General features: G+C 55.8%; 11 protein-coding genes (1 of these 11 cut by a window edge). 7 read left to right on the plus strand and 4 right to left on the minus strand.

Going from position 1 to position 17,406, the window contains the following annotated elements; all coding sequences use genetic code 11:
* Positions 1-124 precede the first annotated feature (124 nt).
* From CA54_RS04795 to CA54_RS04815, 5 genes are all read left to right on the plus strand, one after another.
* Positions 125-751: a ClpP family protease gene (locus tag CA54_RS04795; protein ID WP_146369706.1), complete on the plus strand. Its 627-nt coding sequence runs from the start codon at positions 125-127 to the stop codon at positions 749-751.
* 238 nt (positions 752-989) lie between these two features.
* Positions 990-1,586 carry an ATP-dependent Clp endopeptidase proteolytic subunit ClpP gene (gene clpP / locus CA54_RS04800; protein WP_146369707.1) on the plus strand — a complete coding sequence of 199 codons (597 nt, stop codon included), beginning with the start codon at positions 990-992 and terminating at the stop codon, positions 1,584-1,586.
* A 44-nt stretch (positions 1,587-1,630) separates the two neighbouring features.
* On the plus strand, positions 1,631-2,467 hold the full coding sequence (locus tag CA54_RS04805; RefSeq protein ID WP_146369708.1) for a hypothetical protein: 837 nt from the start codon (positions 1,631-1,633) through the stop codon (positions 2,465-2,467).
* Positions 2,468-2,629: 162 nt separating this feature from the next.
* The gene (locus CA54_RS04810) at positions 2,630-3,469 is read left to right on the plus strand and encodes a SirB1 family protein (protein ID WP_146369709.1); all 840 of its coding nucleotides are present in this window, start codon (positions 2,630-2,632) and stop codon (positions 3,467-3,469) included.
* A gap of 37 nt (positions 3,470-3,506) precedes the next feature.
* Complete coding sequence (locus CA54_RS04815; protein WP_197532209.1) at positions 3,507-4,058, plus strand: AAA family ATPase; 552 nt, start codon at positions 3,507-3,509, stop codon at positions 4,056-4,058.
* Here CA54_RS04815 and CA54_RS04820 read toward each other — a convergent pair.
* The 4 genes from CA54_RS04820 to CA54_RS04835 form a co-directional block, all read right to left on the minus strand.
* The gene (locus tag CA54_RS04820; protein WP_146369711.1) at positions 4,047-4,847 is read right to left on the minus strand and encodes a hypothetical protein; all 801 of its coding nucleotides are present in this window, start codon (positions 4,845-4,847) and stop codon (positions 4,047-4,049) included. The two genes, CA54_RS04815 and CA54_RS04820, sit on opposite strands and share 12 nt — an antisense overlap.
* 17 nt (positions 4,848-4,864) lie before the next feature.
* Complete coding sequence (locus CA54_RS04825) at positions 4,865-14,269, minus strand: VIT domain-containing protein (RefSeq protein WP_197532210.1); 9,405 nt, start codon at positions 14,267-14,269, stop codon at positions 4,865-4,867.
* Positions 14,259-14,837: an RNA polymerase sigma factor gene (locus CA54_RS04830; RefSeq protein ID WP_146369712.1), complete on the minus strand. Its 579-nt coding sequence runs from the start codon at positions 14,835-14,837 to the stop codon at positions 14,259-14,261. The genes CA54_RS04825 and CA54_RS04830 overlap by 11 nt, the downstream gene beginning before the upstream one ends.
* 96 nt (positions 14,838-14,933) lie before the next feature.
* Entirely contained in the window at positions 14,934-15,479 is a 546-nt protein-coding gene (locus CA54_RS04835) for a hypothetical protein (RefSeq protein ID WP_146369713.1), read from the minus strand.
* Positions 15,480-15,815: 336 nt separating this feature from the next.
* Between CA54_RS04835 and CA54_RS04840 the strand changes: the two genes are divergently transcribed.
* Entirely contained in the window at positions 15,816-16,826 is a 1,011-nt protein-coding gene (locus CA54_RS04840) for a vWA domain-containing protein (RefSeq protein WP_146369714.1), read from the plus strand.
* A gap of 70 nt (positions 16,827-16,896) precedes the next feature.
* A protein-coding gene (locus tag CA54_RS04845; protein WP_146369715.1) for a tetratricopeptide repeat protein crosses the window boundary here: on the plus strand, positions 16,897-17,406 show its 5' portion. It continues 489 nt past the right edge of the window; the window shows 510 of its 999 coding nt (coding positions 1-510); the start codon lies at positions 16,897-16,899; its stop codon lies off the right edge, out of view.

Raw genomic sequence — 17,406 nt, forward strand, 5'->3', positions numbered from 1 at the left:
CCGCTTTTGAAACAAATTGTGATTCTACCGCCCACATCGCTATTGGGCGGCGGGCGGCCATCCTCTAAACTGTCGACAAACGGACTTGTTTCAAAACATACCCACATCATTGAGGGGAAAAGCAATGACGACCCCTTTTTCAGTTGCAGGCTACAATTCTCAAAACGCATCGCGGGATTACACCCGGCAGCGACAAATGGGAATCGGCGACCTGCTGTTGGAGAATCGGATTGTGTTCTTAGACGGACCGATCCACGACGGTAGCGCGAATCTGCTGGTCATGAAGCTGTTGTATCTGCAGTCGGAAAACCGGCACCAAGATATTCACTTCTATATCAACTCGCCCGGCGGTTCTGTGACTGCCACCATGGCCATTTATGACACAATGCAATTTTTGGATTGTGAAATCGCAACTTACTGCGTTGGCTTGGCTGCCAGTGGCGGCGCGATTGTGCTGGCCGGCGGCACCAAAGGCAAACGGTTTGCTCTGCCGCATTCCAAGATGATGATCCATCAACCCTACGGCGAAGTGGGGGGCCAAGTCTCGGATATCGAGATTCAGGCCAAGGACATCTTAGACACCCGTGAAGTGCTCAACGAAATTCTGGCGATGCACACCGGGCAGCCGATCGACATTATCAAACGCGATACCGAACGCGATCGCTATTTGACCGCTCCCCAGGCAATGGAATACGGTTTGGTCGACGAAGTTCTCGGCCATGCGATCGAAGAAAAAGATGACAAAAAATGATCGTGAGCCGCTGGGTCCAACAACCAAGCACCACGGTGATTCAGGCGGATGATGTCGGCTGCGGGGGACGAATTCCGCTTGCCGCCGCTAGGCGGTTTGAACTAGAGTGACACGACCCATTTGCCGGTGAGTTCGACGGGACCCGCTACCCGTCGACGAACTTTGCGATCTCAAAACCAGCGTGACGTGCTGCAATAGAGCGCGTTTCACGGAAAAGCCATAAAAAGCGAGAAATATCATGTCCGTCTTGGTTCCCTATGTGATCGAAAAGAGCGGCCGCGAAGAGCGGGCGATGGATATTTACAGCCGCCTGCTCAAAGACAGAATTATCTTTCTAGGCACGCAGGTCAATGACGCCGTCGCCAACAACATCGTGGCTCAATTGCTGTTCCTGCAGTTCGATGACGATCAATCAGACATTCATCTCTACATCAATTCGCCCGGCGGATCGGTAACGGCCGGCATGGCCATCTACGACACGATGCAATACATCAATTGCGACGTCGCAACGTATTGCCTGGGTCAAGCCGCCAGTATGGGTGCATTGCTGCTCACCGCCGGCGCTGCGGGAAAACGCAATGCCCTTCCTAACGCACGGATCATGATTCACCAGCCGCTCGCGGGCATGGAAGGCACCGCCACCGATCTGGAAATCCACGCCAAAGAAGTCATTCGTATGAAGAAGCGGCTCAACGAGATCCTGCTTAAGCATACCGGCCAAACTTTGGAAAAGATCGAAGAAGACACGGACCGCGACAACTTCATGTTGGCCGATGAAGCCAAATCCTACGGTTTGATCGACAATGTCCTAGAATCACTGCCGATACAGCCGTAAACTTCGCGCGTCTCAAATTATCGGGAAGGATCCCGGATTTGCCAATGAACTTGCTCAAGCGGACATGGATGCCGTTGTTGCTGGCCATCACTCTGGCCGGCTGCGCCACCGGTGATGTCGAAGTGTTGGAAAGCCAATTGCGAGATCAAGAAGACGCCATCTCGCAATTACAGCACCAGCTCGCATCAGCCAACGCCAACATGCGCGCTGCCCAAGCAGAAACCGATACGCTGCGGACTCAACTTGCGCAGCAGGGCCAGCCGCCGGCAATTCTCGCGGAACAGGCCCAAGTTCTCTTCCGTGTTGAGCGGATCGAATTGCATAAGTATATGACCGGCGGTTTGGACAAGGACGGTTTACCGGGAGACGACGCGATAACCGTGTTGCTCATCCCGCAGGACCAAGACGGGGAATTGCTCAAAGTTCCCGGCGGAATTCACATCGACCTGTTCGATATGACCCAGCCCCAGGACCGGCAAAAAATCGGCACATACGATTTTTCGCCCGCCGAGGTGCAACAAGCCTGGCATTCGGGATTTTTCGGCTCTGGAATCATGCTGGAACTCCCACTACACAATCCGCCGCAATCCTCGAAAGTCACGCTGCACGCCGAATTGGCCACTGCGGATGGACGCGAGTTCCATGCGACCGGACAATTCCGCGTGACTCCGCCCGACACGGCCAATATTGCAGCAGATCCGCGACCGACGACAGAATCTTCACCACAAATGTTCCCCGACCAGGGACCGTTGGTTCCCGGCTACGTCGACGAAGATGAACAACAACCGGTCATTCCCAGCGGTTTCGAAGAGCAACAGCCACCGGCCGGGGTGCCCACATCCAACAACTGGACTGAGCAAACGCGTCCCACTTGGCGCTAACTGTCCAGAGAAGCAGCTGTCGTTTGCCATGGCAGACAACAACGGCCCTTGCCGTATCCTCTCAGCTCCGTAAAATTGGGCGCTGGCAGGCAATTGTCGAACCCAGCGCCGCACGATAGAATTCTCGGCGGCCACAGAATTCTTGTCACCGGATGAATCTTCATGGAGTTTGATTCCGACTATCGTTGCGACACGGAATTTTCCAAGTTGCTGACACGGCGGTCCAACGTTGATCTCACTGTCGCGGCACTTGAACTGGCGCGCGACGCCTATCCCGATTTGGATTTTGAGGAAACGCTCAATTGGATCGACGCGACGGGTAAGCAGATTTCAGGAAAAGTCGCAGCTGCGAAGTCCGAACGGGAGGCTTTGCAAATTATCGCGGATTGCATTTCCGTTCAGCACGCAATTTCCGGCGATACGGAAACCTACAGCGATCCCGACAACAGCTACCTGCACCGAGTGATCCAACGGCAGCGAGGCATTCCGATCAGTTTGTCCTTGCTGTATATGGCGGTCGCCCGTCGCGCCGGTTTGACATTGCACGGGGTCTCCACTCCCGCGCATTTTCTCACGCGGTATGAAGCGGTGGATGGACCGGTATTTGTCGATGCCTTTTGCGGCGGCTGTGTGTTGTCATTCGATGAAACATTGCACCGCGCCAGCCAAGCATCCGGACTGCCCCCGGAACAATGTGAAGTCTTGTTAGAACCGGCCTCCGCGCGAAAAACCGTGGTTCGCATGCTCAACAACCTCAAGGCGATTCATTCGCAAACGGGAAATTGGCCCGCCGCGTGGATGGTGCAACATCGGCTCGTTTTGTTACAACCTGGATCGTACGACCAGCGCCGCGACCTAGGACTGATCGCCCTCCGCGCGAACCGCCCCGGCCAAGCGATCGACGTGCTGCAATGTTGCTTGAAGAGTTGCCCGCCTGAAGAAGCCGAACATCTGACCGCACAACTTGCTGTCGCACGACAGGAAGTGACACGCTGGAATTGATTCTTCTTGAAACCGCATTGCGCCCCGAGGTTTCTCCGTGCAGCGAATCTCAATCATCGGCTCTTGCGGTTCCGGGAAAACCACATTTGCGCGAAAATTGGCGGCGCAGCTGGGTGTGCGGCACATCGAGATGGACGCACAATTTTGGCTACCCAACTGGCAACCCAAGCCCATCGAAGAATTCCGTAATTGGGTAACCGCCGCTGTCGCCGACGAGGCATGGGTCATTGACGGCAACTACAGCCAAGGTCGCCTGCGGGATATCTATCTGGCGCGCGCCACAACCGTCGTCTGGTTGAACTACTCGTATCCCGTGACCTTCGGCCGCTTGTTGAAACGCACGTTCCGCCGCATCTCTCGCCGCGAAACACTGTGGGGAAACAACTTCGAAACCGCCCGCATGGCAATTAGTTCCCGCGATTCGATTCTGTGGTGGATGACCAAGAATTATCGTCGCCGACGTCGTGAATATCGAAAGCTGTTTAGCGACGACCGGTACGCCCATTTGCAACGCATCGAAATCCGCCGACCGCGCGAGGCAGAGGCGCTGCTGAAACAATCATGCGCGCCGGCATCTTCAATCAGTTGATTGCGGGTCGGGTCGTGATGAGTCCTGCTTGACTGCCTCATCGCGACGGGCAATGAATTCCGCAATTGCCTTCAACGTAGGAGCGACGTCGGGATTCTTGACCGGCCGACGTGTGTCGGGTTTCTCGACACGGTTCCAGGACTTGAACAACGGCGGGACCGCATGGCCTGCGCTGACCGTGATACGTTTGGGGATCCGCAGATTTTTCAAATCGACCACAGGGTTGTCGACGTAGATCGTTAATGTGGGGGGAACGGCTTCAGGCATGGCTAAGAAACGGATCTTGCCTGATCGCTTATCAAACTTTAACTCGCTCTCCCCGGGACGAATATCAGTTTCGAGTCGATCGTACCATTGCGCAACCTGTTTTTGGTTACCTATCGAAAATAGAGCAGCGGATCCGTTGCCTGGAGGAAGCTTCGTCACCCAGCCTAAGCTCCCTGGTTCCTTAGCTGGTGCCAGTTTGACTTCCAGATCAAATGATTTGATCTTTCCAAATTTGATCAGTAACTTGTTGAGTTCGTCGGCATCTTTTACTTGAAACACATAGTTGCAAACATCGCTTGGCCAATCGCTGAAAAAGTCGCTCCACCCATCGGTCCGCGCCGGATCGTTGAGAAACTTCTCCACACCATCGGGCCAGTGAGGCTGCGCTCGCACGGGCTTGCCGGGTTTGGCGACTTGCCGTGACCCAGCCAGTGCATAACATGTAGTGGGTATTAGGAATCCAACGACCGCCGCCAAACACCAACAGCTCATTTGTGCACGTCCGCGTAAGTCAATCATCATCTATCCTCGTCTATTGGCTATTCGATGTGTTGATCCACTTGCCGCTGTAATTCTCGTGTCTGGGCATTCATCTTGTCAAATCGCTTGGGCCATTTCGTATTGCGAAGTTTGTCCAACGTCTTCTCCGCCGCAGGCCATTGTCGTTGATGGATCTGTGCTTTGGCCAAGCCCAACAGGCCGGTCGGCTCCAATTTGCGGATCTCGGCGACCGCTTCCCAATGTTTGCTGGCCGCCTCCCAGTTGTTCTGCGATTGGCGAATCTCCGCCAACATCACGTGCCCTTCGCTTTCATTCGGTGTCGCTTCGACGATCGACGTATAGGCCCGTTCCTGCTGAGCGGCATCGTCGCTGAGCTGTGCGCCGAGTCGGCGATAGAGGTCGATCTCGCGCGGTTGCAATTCGGTCATCCGCAGTAGTTGAGCGATGATCTTCGGCTGTTCCTTCAGTTTTTCATAACACTCCAGCAGTAGCTTTTGAGCCTGCATATCGGCCGGTTGCAATTCGATTGCCAATTCCAATTGCGTCGCTGCTGCCTGCGGCTGACCGAGTTGCAGATAAGCCTGCCCCAATGCGCGGCGAACCATCGGCCTGTCTTGGCCGGTCTTTTCCGTTTCGGCATCGAGCCGCGCGACATAGGCGTCCCGGTCCGGAATGCCCCTGAGGACGTCGACCAACGAGTCGATGGCCTGCTGCCGTTGGTTCTGTCGTCGCCCCCAACTAACAATCGCGCCGCAAGCCGCCTCGACCGCTTTGTCTGTTTGCCCGAGTTCGACATGCGCCGTGGAGACTTCCTGATAGTAATCCGAAAGAACCCCGTCGCCGACTCCCCGATTGGGGCGCGTCCGTTGATGCAGCGCAATGGCTTCGTTGAAATAACCGATCGCCCGTTCATTCAAATCCCCCACCAAACAACCCCGCGCGAGTGTCGCTATAGCGGCTTCATTCCAACGGTCGTCAGCGTGGAAATACTCGTCGGTTTCATCGATAAAGGCAACAAGATCCTCAGGCCGCTGGGCGTAGTGGTACGCTTCCATCAACCGCGCTCGATATTCAAGATTGCCCGCAGCGCGCTCGACGAGGTCGCGCAATACGGGGATCGATTCGCCATAACGCTGCCGACCTTGCAGCGCGATCACGAGTGCGTACTTGCCTCCCTCATCCAACAAACCACGATCGTTCGCTTGGAAATAAATCTGAATTGCGCGGTCGAATTGCTGCAAACCGTTATAGAGATAGTTCGCCACATACGTAATCACGGCCGGCGAATCGCGATGGGCAGCGAGAACCTCTTCGGCCACCGCCGCAAACGCAGCCGTTTGTTGCTGCCAAAACTCCGAATAACCGCTGTGATAGATCGCTTGGTTGCGCGGTTGCTGCGACAGCAGATCGCGACGCAATTCGCGCGTGACAAGACTCAACAACGGGAGCTTGAGCGCGCCGAGGTTTGCGATACGCTTGCGCAAATCATTGATGCGGCCCGCAAAGTGGTTCCAACTGTCGTTGCGGCTATAACGATAGCGAGCCGGTTCTGCTTCCATGCTGCTCACCAGAAACTCAAGCGCCTTCGCCGGACCGACAACGGCATCCAACGTTTCATTCACGCGGCGAATGATCCCTTCGTACTGCGACTGCTGATGCTTGAGCAGATTAGGAATTACACCCGCCGCAAAGCCTTGGAGATCTTCCTGGCTCGCAGCAATCTGCTGATCGTGGGCCGCTCGATAAACGCCACATAACAGCGAGACCAATTCATAGCGCCGCGCGTCAGCCGCAACGGACAATTGCTGTTTCAACCGTTGCTGCAAATTGCGATACAACTCCGCGCCGCTCCCCAACGACACGTTTCCGCCTTGTTGCAACGCACTCAAATACACAGCGTTCAGCCGGACTTGGAGCGCCTGGTCGCCCAATAGTTTATTCCAATGGACAACAAGTTCCTCCGCAGCGGCGAAGTGCTGTTGCCTTTCGAGATACTCCAAACATGAATAAATCGGCCCTTGAATATCCTGCAACACGAAGCCCTTGTTTCCCAGTTCGTATTCATTCAGCACGACCTGCAACCAGCGAACCGCCGTATCAAGTTTGCCGTACCGTGCCGAGGATATCGCCAAGCGGTGGCCGATGTACAACCGCGCTTCGGTGCCGGGCGTTGCTAGTTCAAAAAGTTCATGCAGTTCGCGCACTTGCTCCTGCGCTAAATCGGTTTGCGAAATCTTGCCGAGCGAATTTAAGAACTCCGCCATCAGCCGCTGCTCTCCCGTTTCCCAAGGACGATTGAAGGCTCGTTTCAGCGCCGCGATTGCAGCAGCAGCGTGAGGACCGGGTTGGTTTTGCAATTCCGCCGCCCGCCGTTCGACGAGCACTTCAAGCAGATCCAACGCCCGCCGATCGGTTGCCGATTTTGCCTGTTTGCGAACCGCCACGATGTTGGCCAACAACTCATCCGCAGTCGCTTCGTCGCGAATTTCCGCCAACACCGACGACATGCCTTGCAAGAACGGATACACCCGCTCCGGCGTCTGCCCCACAACCGCACCCGCCAGGCTTTCCAACAAACGAAAGTCATGGTTGAGTTGATAGAATTCCCGCACCAGCGAGAGATGGTTCTGCGGATGTGTCGCTCGGGCGAGCAAGGACCGCAAAGCGTAGAGAACTTGCGGATCCAGTTCCGTGGTCAGTTGATTATTGTTTTGCTGTCGGCGTTGATTCCACAACCAATTTTGCAGTTCGTGTTCTCCGCTCGCGGCATAAACTTGCAACAGCGCCCCTTCGTAATCGTCCCGGCGATCGAGCGCCATATACCACTCTGCCAGCACCCGATAATCGGCCGGCGAGAGTTCTTTGTCGTGCTCGACCGTTTCGAATAACTTCACCGCTGCTTCAAGCTCACCTCGTTCGGCCAGCAAGCGGGCCAGGACAACTCGCCACTGGTTGGTAAATTCACTTTGTGAAATCCAGAGTCTTAATGCGGCTGAAAGATCGTCGGCACGGTCCAAGGCGACTAACATCAGATATTTTTGGTGCCGCCATCTTTCTACAGACTCTCCCCCGGCGGCAATGCCGGCATCTATATAGGCCAGCAACCGCGCAATTTCCGCTGCTGTTGCGGTTTTGCGGGCAGCAAGATTCATCAACGTCACCAACGCCCGTTCCCGCAGCGTCGCCGTTCCGGCCAATCGCGTCTCTGCGGTTTCCACGGGAGGCGTTTCGCCGAGCAGCTTCCAGCACTGCGTGACGGCTTGTTCCAGATCGCGATCAAGCTCGATGTTGGCATACACCAATTCCGCTTGGTACCAATCCCGCAGCGGCGACTGTTGCTTGTCCATTTCGACCGCCAAGCGATCCGCGACAGCCGTGCGGGCCTGCCGCATCGCCTGTTTGCGTTTGTCACGATATTCATCACGTTTCAATTTCTCGGGATGTTCGACCTTTTGCCACTCGGCATCGAATCGTGATCCCGTCAAGCGATCTATGAGTTGTCGTAACCGGTCGACTTGAAGCGACAACCGTTGCGGCGCGCCCCAATGTTCAGCCGTATTGGGAACAAGCGACCACAATTCGTCTTCAAACTCGGGCGACCATGGCTGCCCCAACAGCAAATTAAACAGGGCGGACACCTGCTGATCGTGATGACGGTCACTGGACCGCGCCAATCGAGCACGTAAAAACTCTAGTTGCGTCCGCACATCGAAATGCTGCGAATAAATCCACTGCAAAACGTCTCCCAATGGGCGTCGCAAATTCTCGTGATCGACCGCGTCCCAACGCTTCTGTAATGTTTCGGCAATGCTGTTCCACGTTGCCTGTTTGATTTCTGGATTGTTTGCCGATAGCCATTCGGTATAGATGTGGATTTGACGGGGTTTGAATGATTCCAACATACCGAGAATTTGTTCAGCCAATTCCGTACGAATCTCCCGACTGGCTTCGCTGCGACTGAAGACCGAACTTCCCATGATTTCATTGGCCAGGGTCCGCAGTTGTGCGATCTGGAAACTTTGCCGTACCACGTCGGCGAGCGGCTGTTCCCATTTGTCCAAGAGCCGATCCGTCCGTAATCGATAGCCACGACCAATCGCCAATCGCACGGCGGCGGTCAATTGTGCCATCTGTGCATCGCTAAGCGGCTCCGCCTGTTTCACAAGCGCAAACCCATCGGTCATCAACTGTTCCGCCTGTTCCAATTGACCGTTCCAAATCAGTGCGTTGAGATATTGACCATACACGTTGTGGTGGGTCGGATTCTCGGCGGTCCATTGCGCCAGATAGGCGACCAGATCCGGATACCGCGACTGCACGCGAAGTAAACCGGCGTAGGTCTCTCGCAACGAGGATCGTTCCTGATCATTCCACAGCGGCTGCGACTGGAGTACGTTGTCGAGCCATTCATATGCAGCCGTATATTGATTCCGATTCGCCAACATATGGGCATATTGTGTTTGCAGGTGCATGTCGTGCGGATACGTCGTTGCCAAGAGTTGATATACCTCCAAGGCAGCGCGGGCCCGGCCGCTGCTATTCAGCAAGTTCGCGCGACGCTGTAACCAACGTTTCGGCCCCTGCACAGAGTCCACCTGGCGGTCGAACACCGGTTTGAGCGAATCGTGCAATTCCATCTGTTCGTTCGCCTGCAAAATGCCGGACGTCTGTCCCGCCAGAAATTCCGCGAGGAACAAATCATCGGCTACCGGTTGCTTGGCAATCGCTGCCGCTTCCTCAAGTAAGCGGCGCTGTAACTCGTGATTTCGACGGCTGATGCGGAACACTTGATCGCGCACCCACCGTATGCCCGGTTTCCCCGCCGCTGCCTGCTCCAAGCTGGGCATTACCTCCCAAACGCGGTCCCATTGCTGCGTGACCGCGTGATACAACAGCATAGTTACATAATGCTCGAATTGAGCATCGCCACTGGCGATCGCTCGGCGTGCTGCGTGCACGGTCGGCAGCGGCTGCGGGAACAGGAGCGCTTGCTCCCGCAGCGCGAGCGCCGACTGCTTTCGCTTATCAAATGCTTCCGGTTCCAAAGCCGTGACGGTTTGGCGAATCAATCGCGTCCGTTCGCCAGCAGTATTGGTGTACTCGATCTGCTGCACCCACCAACGGCCGCCGACTTCGACAAAATCACTGTAGGTCGTTTCGCTGGATTCACCATCGTTCGCGTTGATGACTTTCAACAACACGTGTCGCATCGTATCAATCAAAAACGTGACCGTGCGGTCGTCGTCATCAGGATACTGCAGCACGAGCGTGGCGCGGTTCTCACCCGCTGGCAACATAGTCGCTGTGTAGGACGAATACCGACCGGCAATCGAATGCACTGAATAGTCTGAAAAATCCAGCGGCGGTTGTTTGAGATCTTCCGGTTCGGAGTCGCGGACCTGTCCCAGCAAAAATGCTTCGGAAAGAATCCCCCGCTGTTTTTCATCGCACCAATGAATGAACGTCTGGCTGCCAATCTGTTCATTGCGCATCAACCACGCCGTTGGCGAAACCAATTCCAACCGCTCCGACCGCGTCGTAGTCGTCTTCCAACGCGGCTCGAAATATTCGCTCGTCCGCGTGATTTCCAACCCGGATTTCAGCCCGGCCAATTGTTCCGTGCGAAGCAGACTGTCCGCCAACTCCACTGCAGCGGCCGGCCAATTTTCGGGCGGTGGTTGTGGCTTGCGCGGCTGCGGCACTCCCGGTACCTGTGGTACAACGGGGCGAAGAACATGCGTTCCGGACGACGAGACCAACTCGACACCGGCGTAAGCGCGATTACTGAGAGACGGCCCGGAAGCAAACTTTGACTCAAACTGATACGACAATCGCGTTCCACCGAAAAACGGCGAATTTGATTCTTCCATTCTGGAAGACCGGCGGGACCGTCGCCCAATTTTTTCTCCCAGCGCCGGGCCGTCCCACAAATAGAACTGCTCAACCTCATCAATGGCATCCAACCCTACTTCCAGATCCAACATACGAGGATTAGTCCAACTGGCGCTCGGTAACCCCAACCCACCGTCGAATGACGACGAGAAATCCCCGTCGGCGTACTCATAAGAAAATGTTGAGGAGTCTCGTTCTTTGTAGTCCCAAGTCTCGCCCTGCTGCGGCAAATCACCTAAGACAGAGAGACGGTCGGTAAAAATACCGTTGCCATCGGAGAATCCTAAGTTCCAATTCTTTTTGCCGACTATGCCAAAGTCGGGACTGTCTTTACCACGGCCAAAGTACGAATCATATTTTCCATTACCCCTCAGACTCCCCCCGACGCCTGCCATTCCCCCCGAGCGCGGAGTCGACACCGCTGCGCTTTGACTCGTCACCGGAATCGTCCGCCCCATCGCCGAGAGTTCCTGCAGCACAGCTGCCCGCATTTGCGTTTGCCACTCCTTGGCGGCCAGCATTTGTTTTTGCTTGAGTTCATAGTTCGCGTCTTCCAGCCCTTTGGCAAAAAACCGCTCGCCGTCGCGCATTTGAAAACGCCGCTCGACCTTGAATCGTTCGCGGTCCGCATCGCTTTCCAGCACCAATAACGACGTATACGGCGTCATGATGTGGAACTCTTCGGACAGGGCAATGATCTCGTCTTGAATCGACTGCGACGTTCCTTGCGCCAACAGATGATCCAAATGGCTTCGTGCCCACAATCGCGGGATGAACGAATTGCCCGACTCCGCATCGGCTAACGTCACGCGACTGCGATAGCGAACTGTCTCGCCATTGAGCTTGCCGGTCACGATCACATCCCCCACCTGATCGCGCCCTTCGGGCAGATACCGACCAAGAATCACTTGTTGCCGCCCCGCCGGGACATTCGGCAATTGCTCGGGATAAACGGCGGCGACCTGTAGACCTTGAAACTCAACCTGTATGTCGCGCAGCGCCGGTTGTGAAATTTCCTGCAGCAATTCTGTCGCAATCACCCGCGGCCCCTTCTCGCCACTGACCGCCCGCCATGACCCGCCGCCCAATGAGGCGATTGCTTGCAATACCGAGGATTCATAACTGTTCCCAGTCGCAACCGCATGGAATGTCCCCTGATCGGCATACATCCGCTTTAAACGATTGGCAAACGCGATTGGATCGGCATCCGTCGTATTCACGATCCCGTCGCCGACATAAACGACGTGTGTCTGCGATTGGACGCGCGGCATCGCTTGGGAAAACGCCGCATCCAAATCCGTCCATCCCAACGAAACGCGACCATCCAGAAACTGCAGAACCACGGCGACGTTGTCCTCCGTCGCCGCAACCGGTTCCTTAAAGACCGCGTGCGATTGCACGTCGCTGCAAATCAGATTGAATCGGTCTTGCGGCGACAGCGACGCTAACAGCGTAGCGACGAACTCTGTTTGTTTCGCGCGTTGGGAACGATTCATCGAACCGGACGTATCTGTGATCAGTAACAGATCCAACGGGTCGCCGTTAGGCAACACATCGCGCTGCCAACGGCCTTCTCCGGCGGGCGGCATCAATTGCATCAGAAAATACCCATCCTCACCTCGCCGGTGCGGAATCATCACCACGTCAGCTTGGTGGTCGGCGACTTCGATCACCGCTTCAAAGTCGCGCGTCGGTCGATAATCCTGTGCGGTGAATTCCACATGCCCAGAATTCCCAGCCACCTCGATCCGCGTCGGATGCGTCGGGCAAGTCACCTGGGCCAATGGCATGGCCGAATGCACTTTCAAGTCGATCGACAATTCGCGAAGCGGCGTCTGCTTGAGCATCTCACTCTGCAGGCCATAACTGTATCGGTACTGATGCCCCCGCAACGGCAACACCTGCGTGTAGGTAATTTTGATTCGCTTTTCTGAGTACGGCAAAATCGGAAACACACGGGCCTTAAAAATGTTCCCGCCGGTCCATTCCAACAGTCCCGGATCCCGCTTCTCGCGGAGGATCGTTTCGTAGATTTCCCGCGCCCGTTGTTTCTCAACAATGTCCGCTTCGACAAGCTCATCGCCAATCCACATGCCGAATCCAGAGATCGACGCGTTCGCCGGCAGCGGAAAGTGGAACACCCCTTCCAACCGCGAGCCGGTATGATTGACGAACGATTCTTCAATCGTCGTGCGGGCAATTTGATCGCGGATTTCGACTTTGACATGGTGCGCACCGATCGTCAGCGAAACGTTTCGATCGTCGACGTTGGCAATCAGCGACCCCATAACCTCGTTGGTCGTCGTCCCTTCAAATCCCGTGAGCCACAGCGGCTTATCTGCGACCATCGCAAGTTTTTCATCATCGATGCGGAAAAACTGTGTCTCGGCAACTGGAATCACCTGTTCGCCCGGACCGCGGAGGGTCACTGGTTTTTCCGCAGCGGCGATCTGCGCCTCCCCTTGCAGCAGACGGACGTCGCCCGGTTTGATCAATTCGATCAGCGATCCCGGACCGAGCGTGATCGTGCCGCCCCCTTCCAATTTCACCTCCGCCGCATTCGGCCCGCGGATGTCGGTCCGCAGCCAGTCCCCCGGCTTGATCAACATTGGTCCGCCGACCGGTGTCCAACGCCGATTCATGACCGGTTTGATCGTGACTAGTCCCTGCACGTCGGAAACCTTGCCAATCCGCCCATCCTCGGTGAGCTGCGCTCCAACAACAAATTTCTCATCATCAATCGGACGATTCAGCGCCAACACACGAATCTCTCCGGCCGGCACAAAACGGCCGTCGCGGCGGACTTTGGTTTCCAGCCAACGCAGTTCATTGGTTTTCATTTCGACCAATGCTTCAATACTGATATCTTCATTAGTAACACCGTCCTCCCCGGCGAACTGCAATTGATAGACGTAACAATCCTTGCCATCCCGCCGAGTCTGCCCGCTGGGCCGCCGCTGAAACTTTGCAGCTATGGCGTCCGTCTGATCCACCTGCAGCAATTGCAAAATGTCAAAGTGCGAATCCACGCCGTCGAAATAAGGCGAATCTTCATCCGCCACCACGTTTTCCTCTTCATCAATCCGCCACAAACGCGAACCCTGCACGATGCGATACCGCGCCGGATCCTCCTGCCACCGCATTTGCCCCGGCTGCCGAATCCAGACTTCGTCCGTTTTTCCATTGCGGGTCAATTGCAGATGTAACGTGTCCGCTGCGGCAACTTTGGCCAATACCTCACCAAACGCCAACGCTGGTTGTTCCTGCGACAGCGGCGAGAAAAAGAACCCCACACAAACCACTAAGGCCGCGACTGCAACGACAACCCACCGTCCATTCCACACCACGGGCGCAGTCGAAGGCGGATTTGCAACCGGCGCAACTGCGGAACTCCGCGCATCATTTCGCACGAATTCCTCAGTCGACCGCTGTCGCAATTCCTCAAGAAAAACTCGATTCGGCGGCAGCGCACTGCTGTCGAGTGAGCGGAACATCTCCATCATGCGTTCTTCATCATGATCCGGTTGGTCAGAAAAGGATTCATTTGTCATGGTTTTGCCCCGTGTTCGTCACAGGAGAATCGGTTGTCAATTGATCATAAGCGTCTCGAAACGCTCGGCGAGCACGTGCCAGTTTTGATCGGACAGCCGTCGTGGTCGTCTGCTCAGAGGCAGCAATCTCCTCGACGGTTTCCTCGTCGAGATACTTTGCCGTCAATAATGAACCGTAATCATCGTTCAGTTCGGTCAATGCCTCACGCACCAGCGCCGCTAATTCGGCACGTTGTCGTTCGTGTCGATCCTGACCGGACGGAACGCCCAATTCGCGAATCCGTTCGTGTCGCTGTTTTTTGCGAAATTGCAGCGCCACTTGATTCCGCAAAATCCCAGTCAGCCAAGCCCAGAGCGGGCCCCGCTCGGGATCAAATTGCCCTGCGGAACGCGCCGCCGCCAGAAAAGTTTCCTGCACGACATCCGCAACATCGGCCGAGTTCGCCCCAACCCGCCGCGCAGCTGTCCGCCAGACCCGCTCGCAGAACGTATCGTAAAACGACCGCCAGGCCTCCGGGTCACCGGCACGCAATCCTTGAGCAATCGCCCATTCCTGCTGCTCATTCATAAATCATGTCGATCCGGTCGCGACGGAAAGTGCATGGGAAACCGTCTCCCGTAAAATCTTTCGTTCCGATCAGCCCACAACGACATCCCGCTCACACTACTTCCGGGATTTGTGGCGCTCAATGAATTCTTCAATGTCGCCCGCCGACGATACGTCAATGTGTTTGGGAATCTTCAGTCGATCGAGCGGAAGTTTGTCACTCAGCCAAATATGAATCGTTGCCACATAGCCCGGGTCCTCTTTGGGGCGACGGGGATCTAACGGAACACCCCAGCCGCGGCGGACCACGTTCAATTGCCAATCGAAGGGAATTGTTTTTGGTTTGCCCAGCGGACCAGTGAGCGGCACTGCCCCCGCATGGAGGACAACTTTCAGCGGGGTATCCCGCACTTTGCCGTAGACCGCTAAAAATTTCTGCAAAGACTCCGCGCCCCCGCGATAGAAGAAAAAATCATTTGAATTGACCCAATGGCCGCTAACCCGCCCCTCGGATTTCGCCAACTCGAACAACCCCGCCGGCCAATCCGTGTGCTGCTCGGCAAGCGGACCCTCCGGATAGTCGCCCCCCATCGCGAATGCGAGGGAGTGAATGCACAAAACCAGCGTCGCCGCAGTTCCACCCTTTAAAAAAACGCGTCGCATATCAATTGCCCCTGAAAGTCGCCCATCGGCACCTCGCCACCGAATCGCCGGGCAGGAAGGGCGACTCATTTGCCAAAACAAACAACCGCCCATCCAGTCCTACACAATCTATGTGCGCTTCGACGCCAAAATGCGTCGCAACGTTCCGCGAATCGAGACCGATTTCACCCAATTAACCGCTAAACCAGCAATTCCAGCACTGCGCAGGAACATATTGACCCATTCCAGCCCCTTGCCTAAACTTACAGACAGGCGAATTTTTTCGCCTCCTCTCTTCTTACGCGGCCGTATTTTAAGATAGCCCCCCTCCGCGCCGCCCGAGTCTGTGAGCCTCATATGTCCCAAAAAAGCCCCAACAATCAATTTCGCTCGCGGTGGCCTGAGTGGCTACTCCCGGCGTTTTTTCTGCCCAGTTGGCTGATGTCGCTCGGTTTTCACATGATTGTCTTTGTGGGCGTCGCCCTGATTTTTCAAAATACCGGCGTCACCGAGGGCCTGGACGATTCCGGGCGCGTGGTCGATATTTTTGTCAAAGAGGCGGCCAACCCTGAAGAACAGCCGCAGGAATCGGCCAATACCGAACAATCCACGGCCGAAGATCCGCTCACTGATGAACAGGTCGACGAAGTTCCGCCGGAAGAACTCGTCGATAATTTGCTCGATACGCCACTCCCTTTGGATAACGTGTTCGCTCCGGGACCGGCGATTGCCGATGTGGAGCTACCGCTCGCGGAACCGATCCGCCCGGCGCGGCCCGCTCCCCCGGCGGGTGGCCTTCCCCCGGGTCGCGGCGAAACGCAGTTTTTCGGCACTAAAGACAAAGGGACCCGCTTTGCCTTTGTGATCGATTGCTCTGGCAGCATGCAAAGCCACAATGCAATCCATTACGCCAAGGCAGAACTCAAAAACAGCATTTCGCTGCTTGAGCCGACGCAGCAATTCCAAATTATTTATTACAACCAAGAGGTCTACCCCTGGCATCGTCGCGGGCGGAGTGACGATATCTATTGGGCCAATGACACCAATAAACGTCTGGCCTATAACTTCGTCGACGAACGCGGGCCGACCGGCGGCACGGACCATGTTCCGGCATTGATGATGGCCCTCCGACTGACTCCCGAAGTCATCTATTTCCTCACCGACGCCGACCAAAGCGACCGCATCAGCAATCGCGATATGGCCCGCATCAACAAATTCAACAACGGCCGCACACGGATTCACTGTATAGAATTCGGCGTGGGGCCCCAGTTGGATGCGGAACGGGAAGCCAGTTTCCTGGCCGATTTGGCTCGCAATAATGGCGGCTCGTATCGGTATCTCGATGTCAAAAAATTGTCCCAACGGTGATCCATTGACCCCCTGCTTCCACATCCACAGTCAAACCGCATACGCGTCCCGCCCACTCCGACAAGTCGGCATGACGATCGCCATTATTATGCTGTTTTCTGCAGCTGCGCGGGGTGAAGACAAAGATCGCGTCGTATTCCGCCAACCCAATGGAGCCTCCATCGGAATTTCAGGCCGCATTGTCGATTACAACGGGCAAACGATTGAAATCGAATTGGCCACCAGCGGCAAACAACGCTCCTTCGATGTAGGCAAAATCACCAAAGTCGAATACACCCGCTCTCCAAATCACGAGGCCGGGCTGGAAGCGCTACAGGCCAAGCGTTGGGACGAAGCACTGCGCTGGCTGGACCTCGCACTCGACCAAGAATTGCGGCGTTGGGTCCGCCGCGAAATCCTAGCCCTTGAAGTCCAATGCTTGACCCAACTGGGCCATTACGGTGCGGCAGGGGACAAGTTTTTGACGATCGTCGAAAGCGATCCCGACACATTTTACTACAAACACCTGCCGTTACTGTGGACAGCCCGCGGATTGACGCCCGACGACATCATTCGGGCGCGGCAATGGATGGAAAGCCCC

It is taken from the genome of Symmachiella macrocystis (genome assembly GCF_007860075.1).
GTDB lineage: Bacteria > Planctomycetota > Planctomycetia > Planctomycetales > Planctomycetaceae > Symmachiella > Symmachiella macrocystis.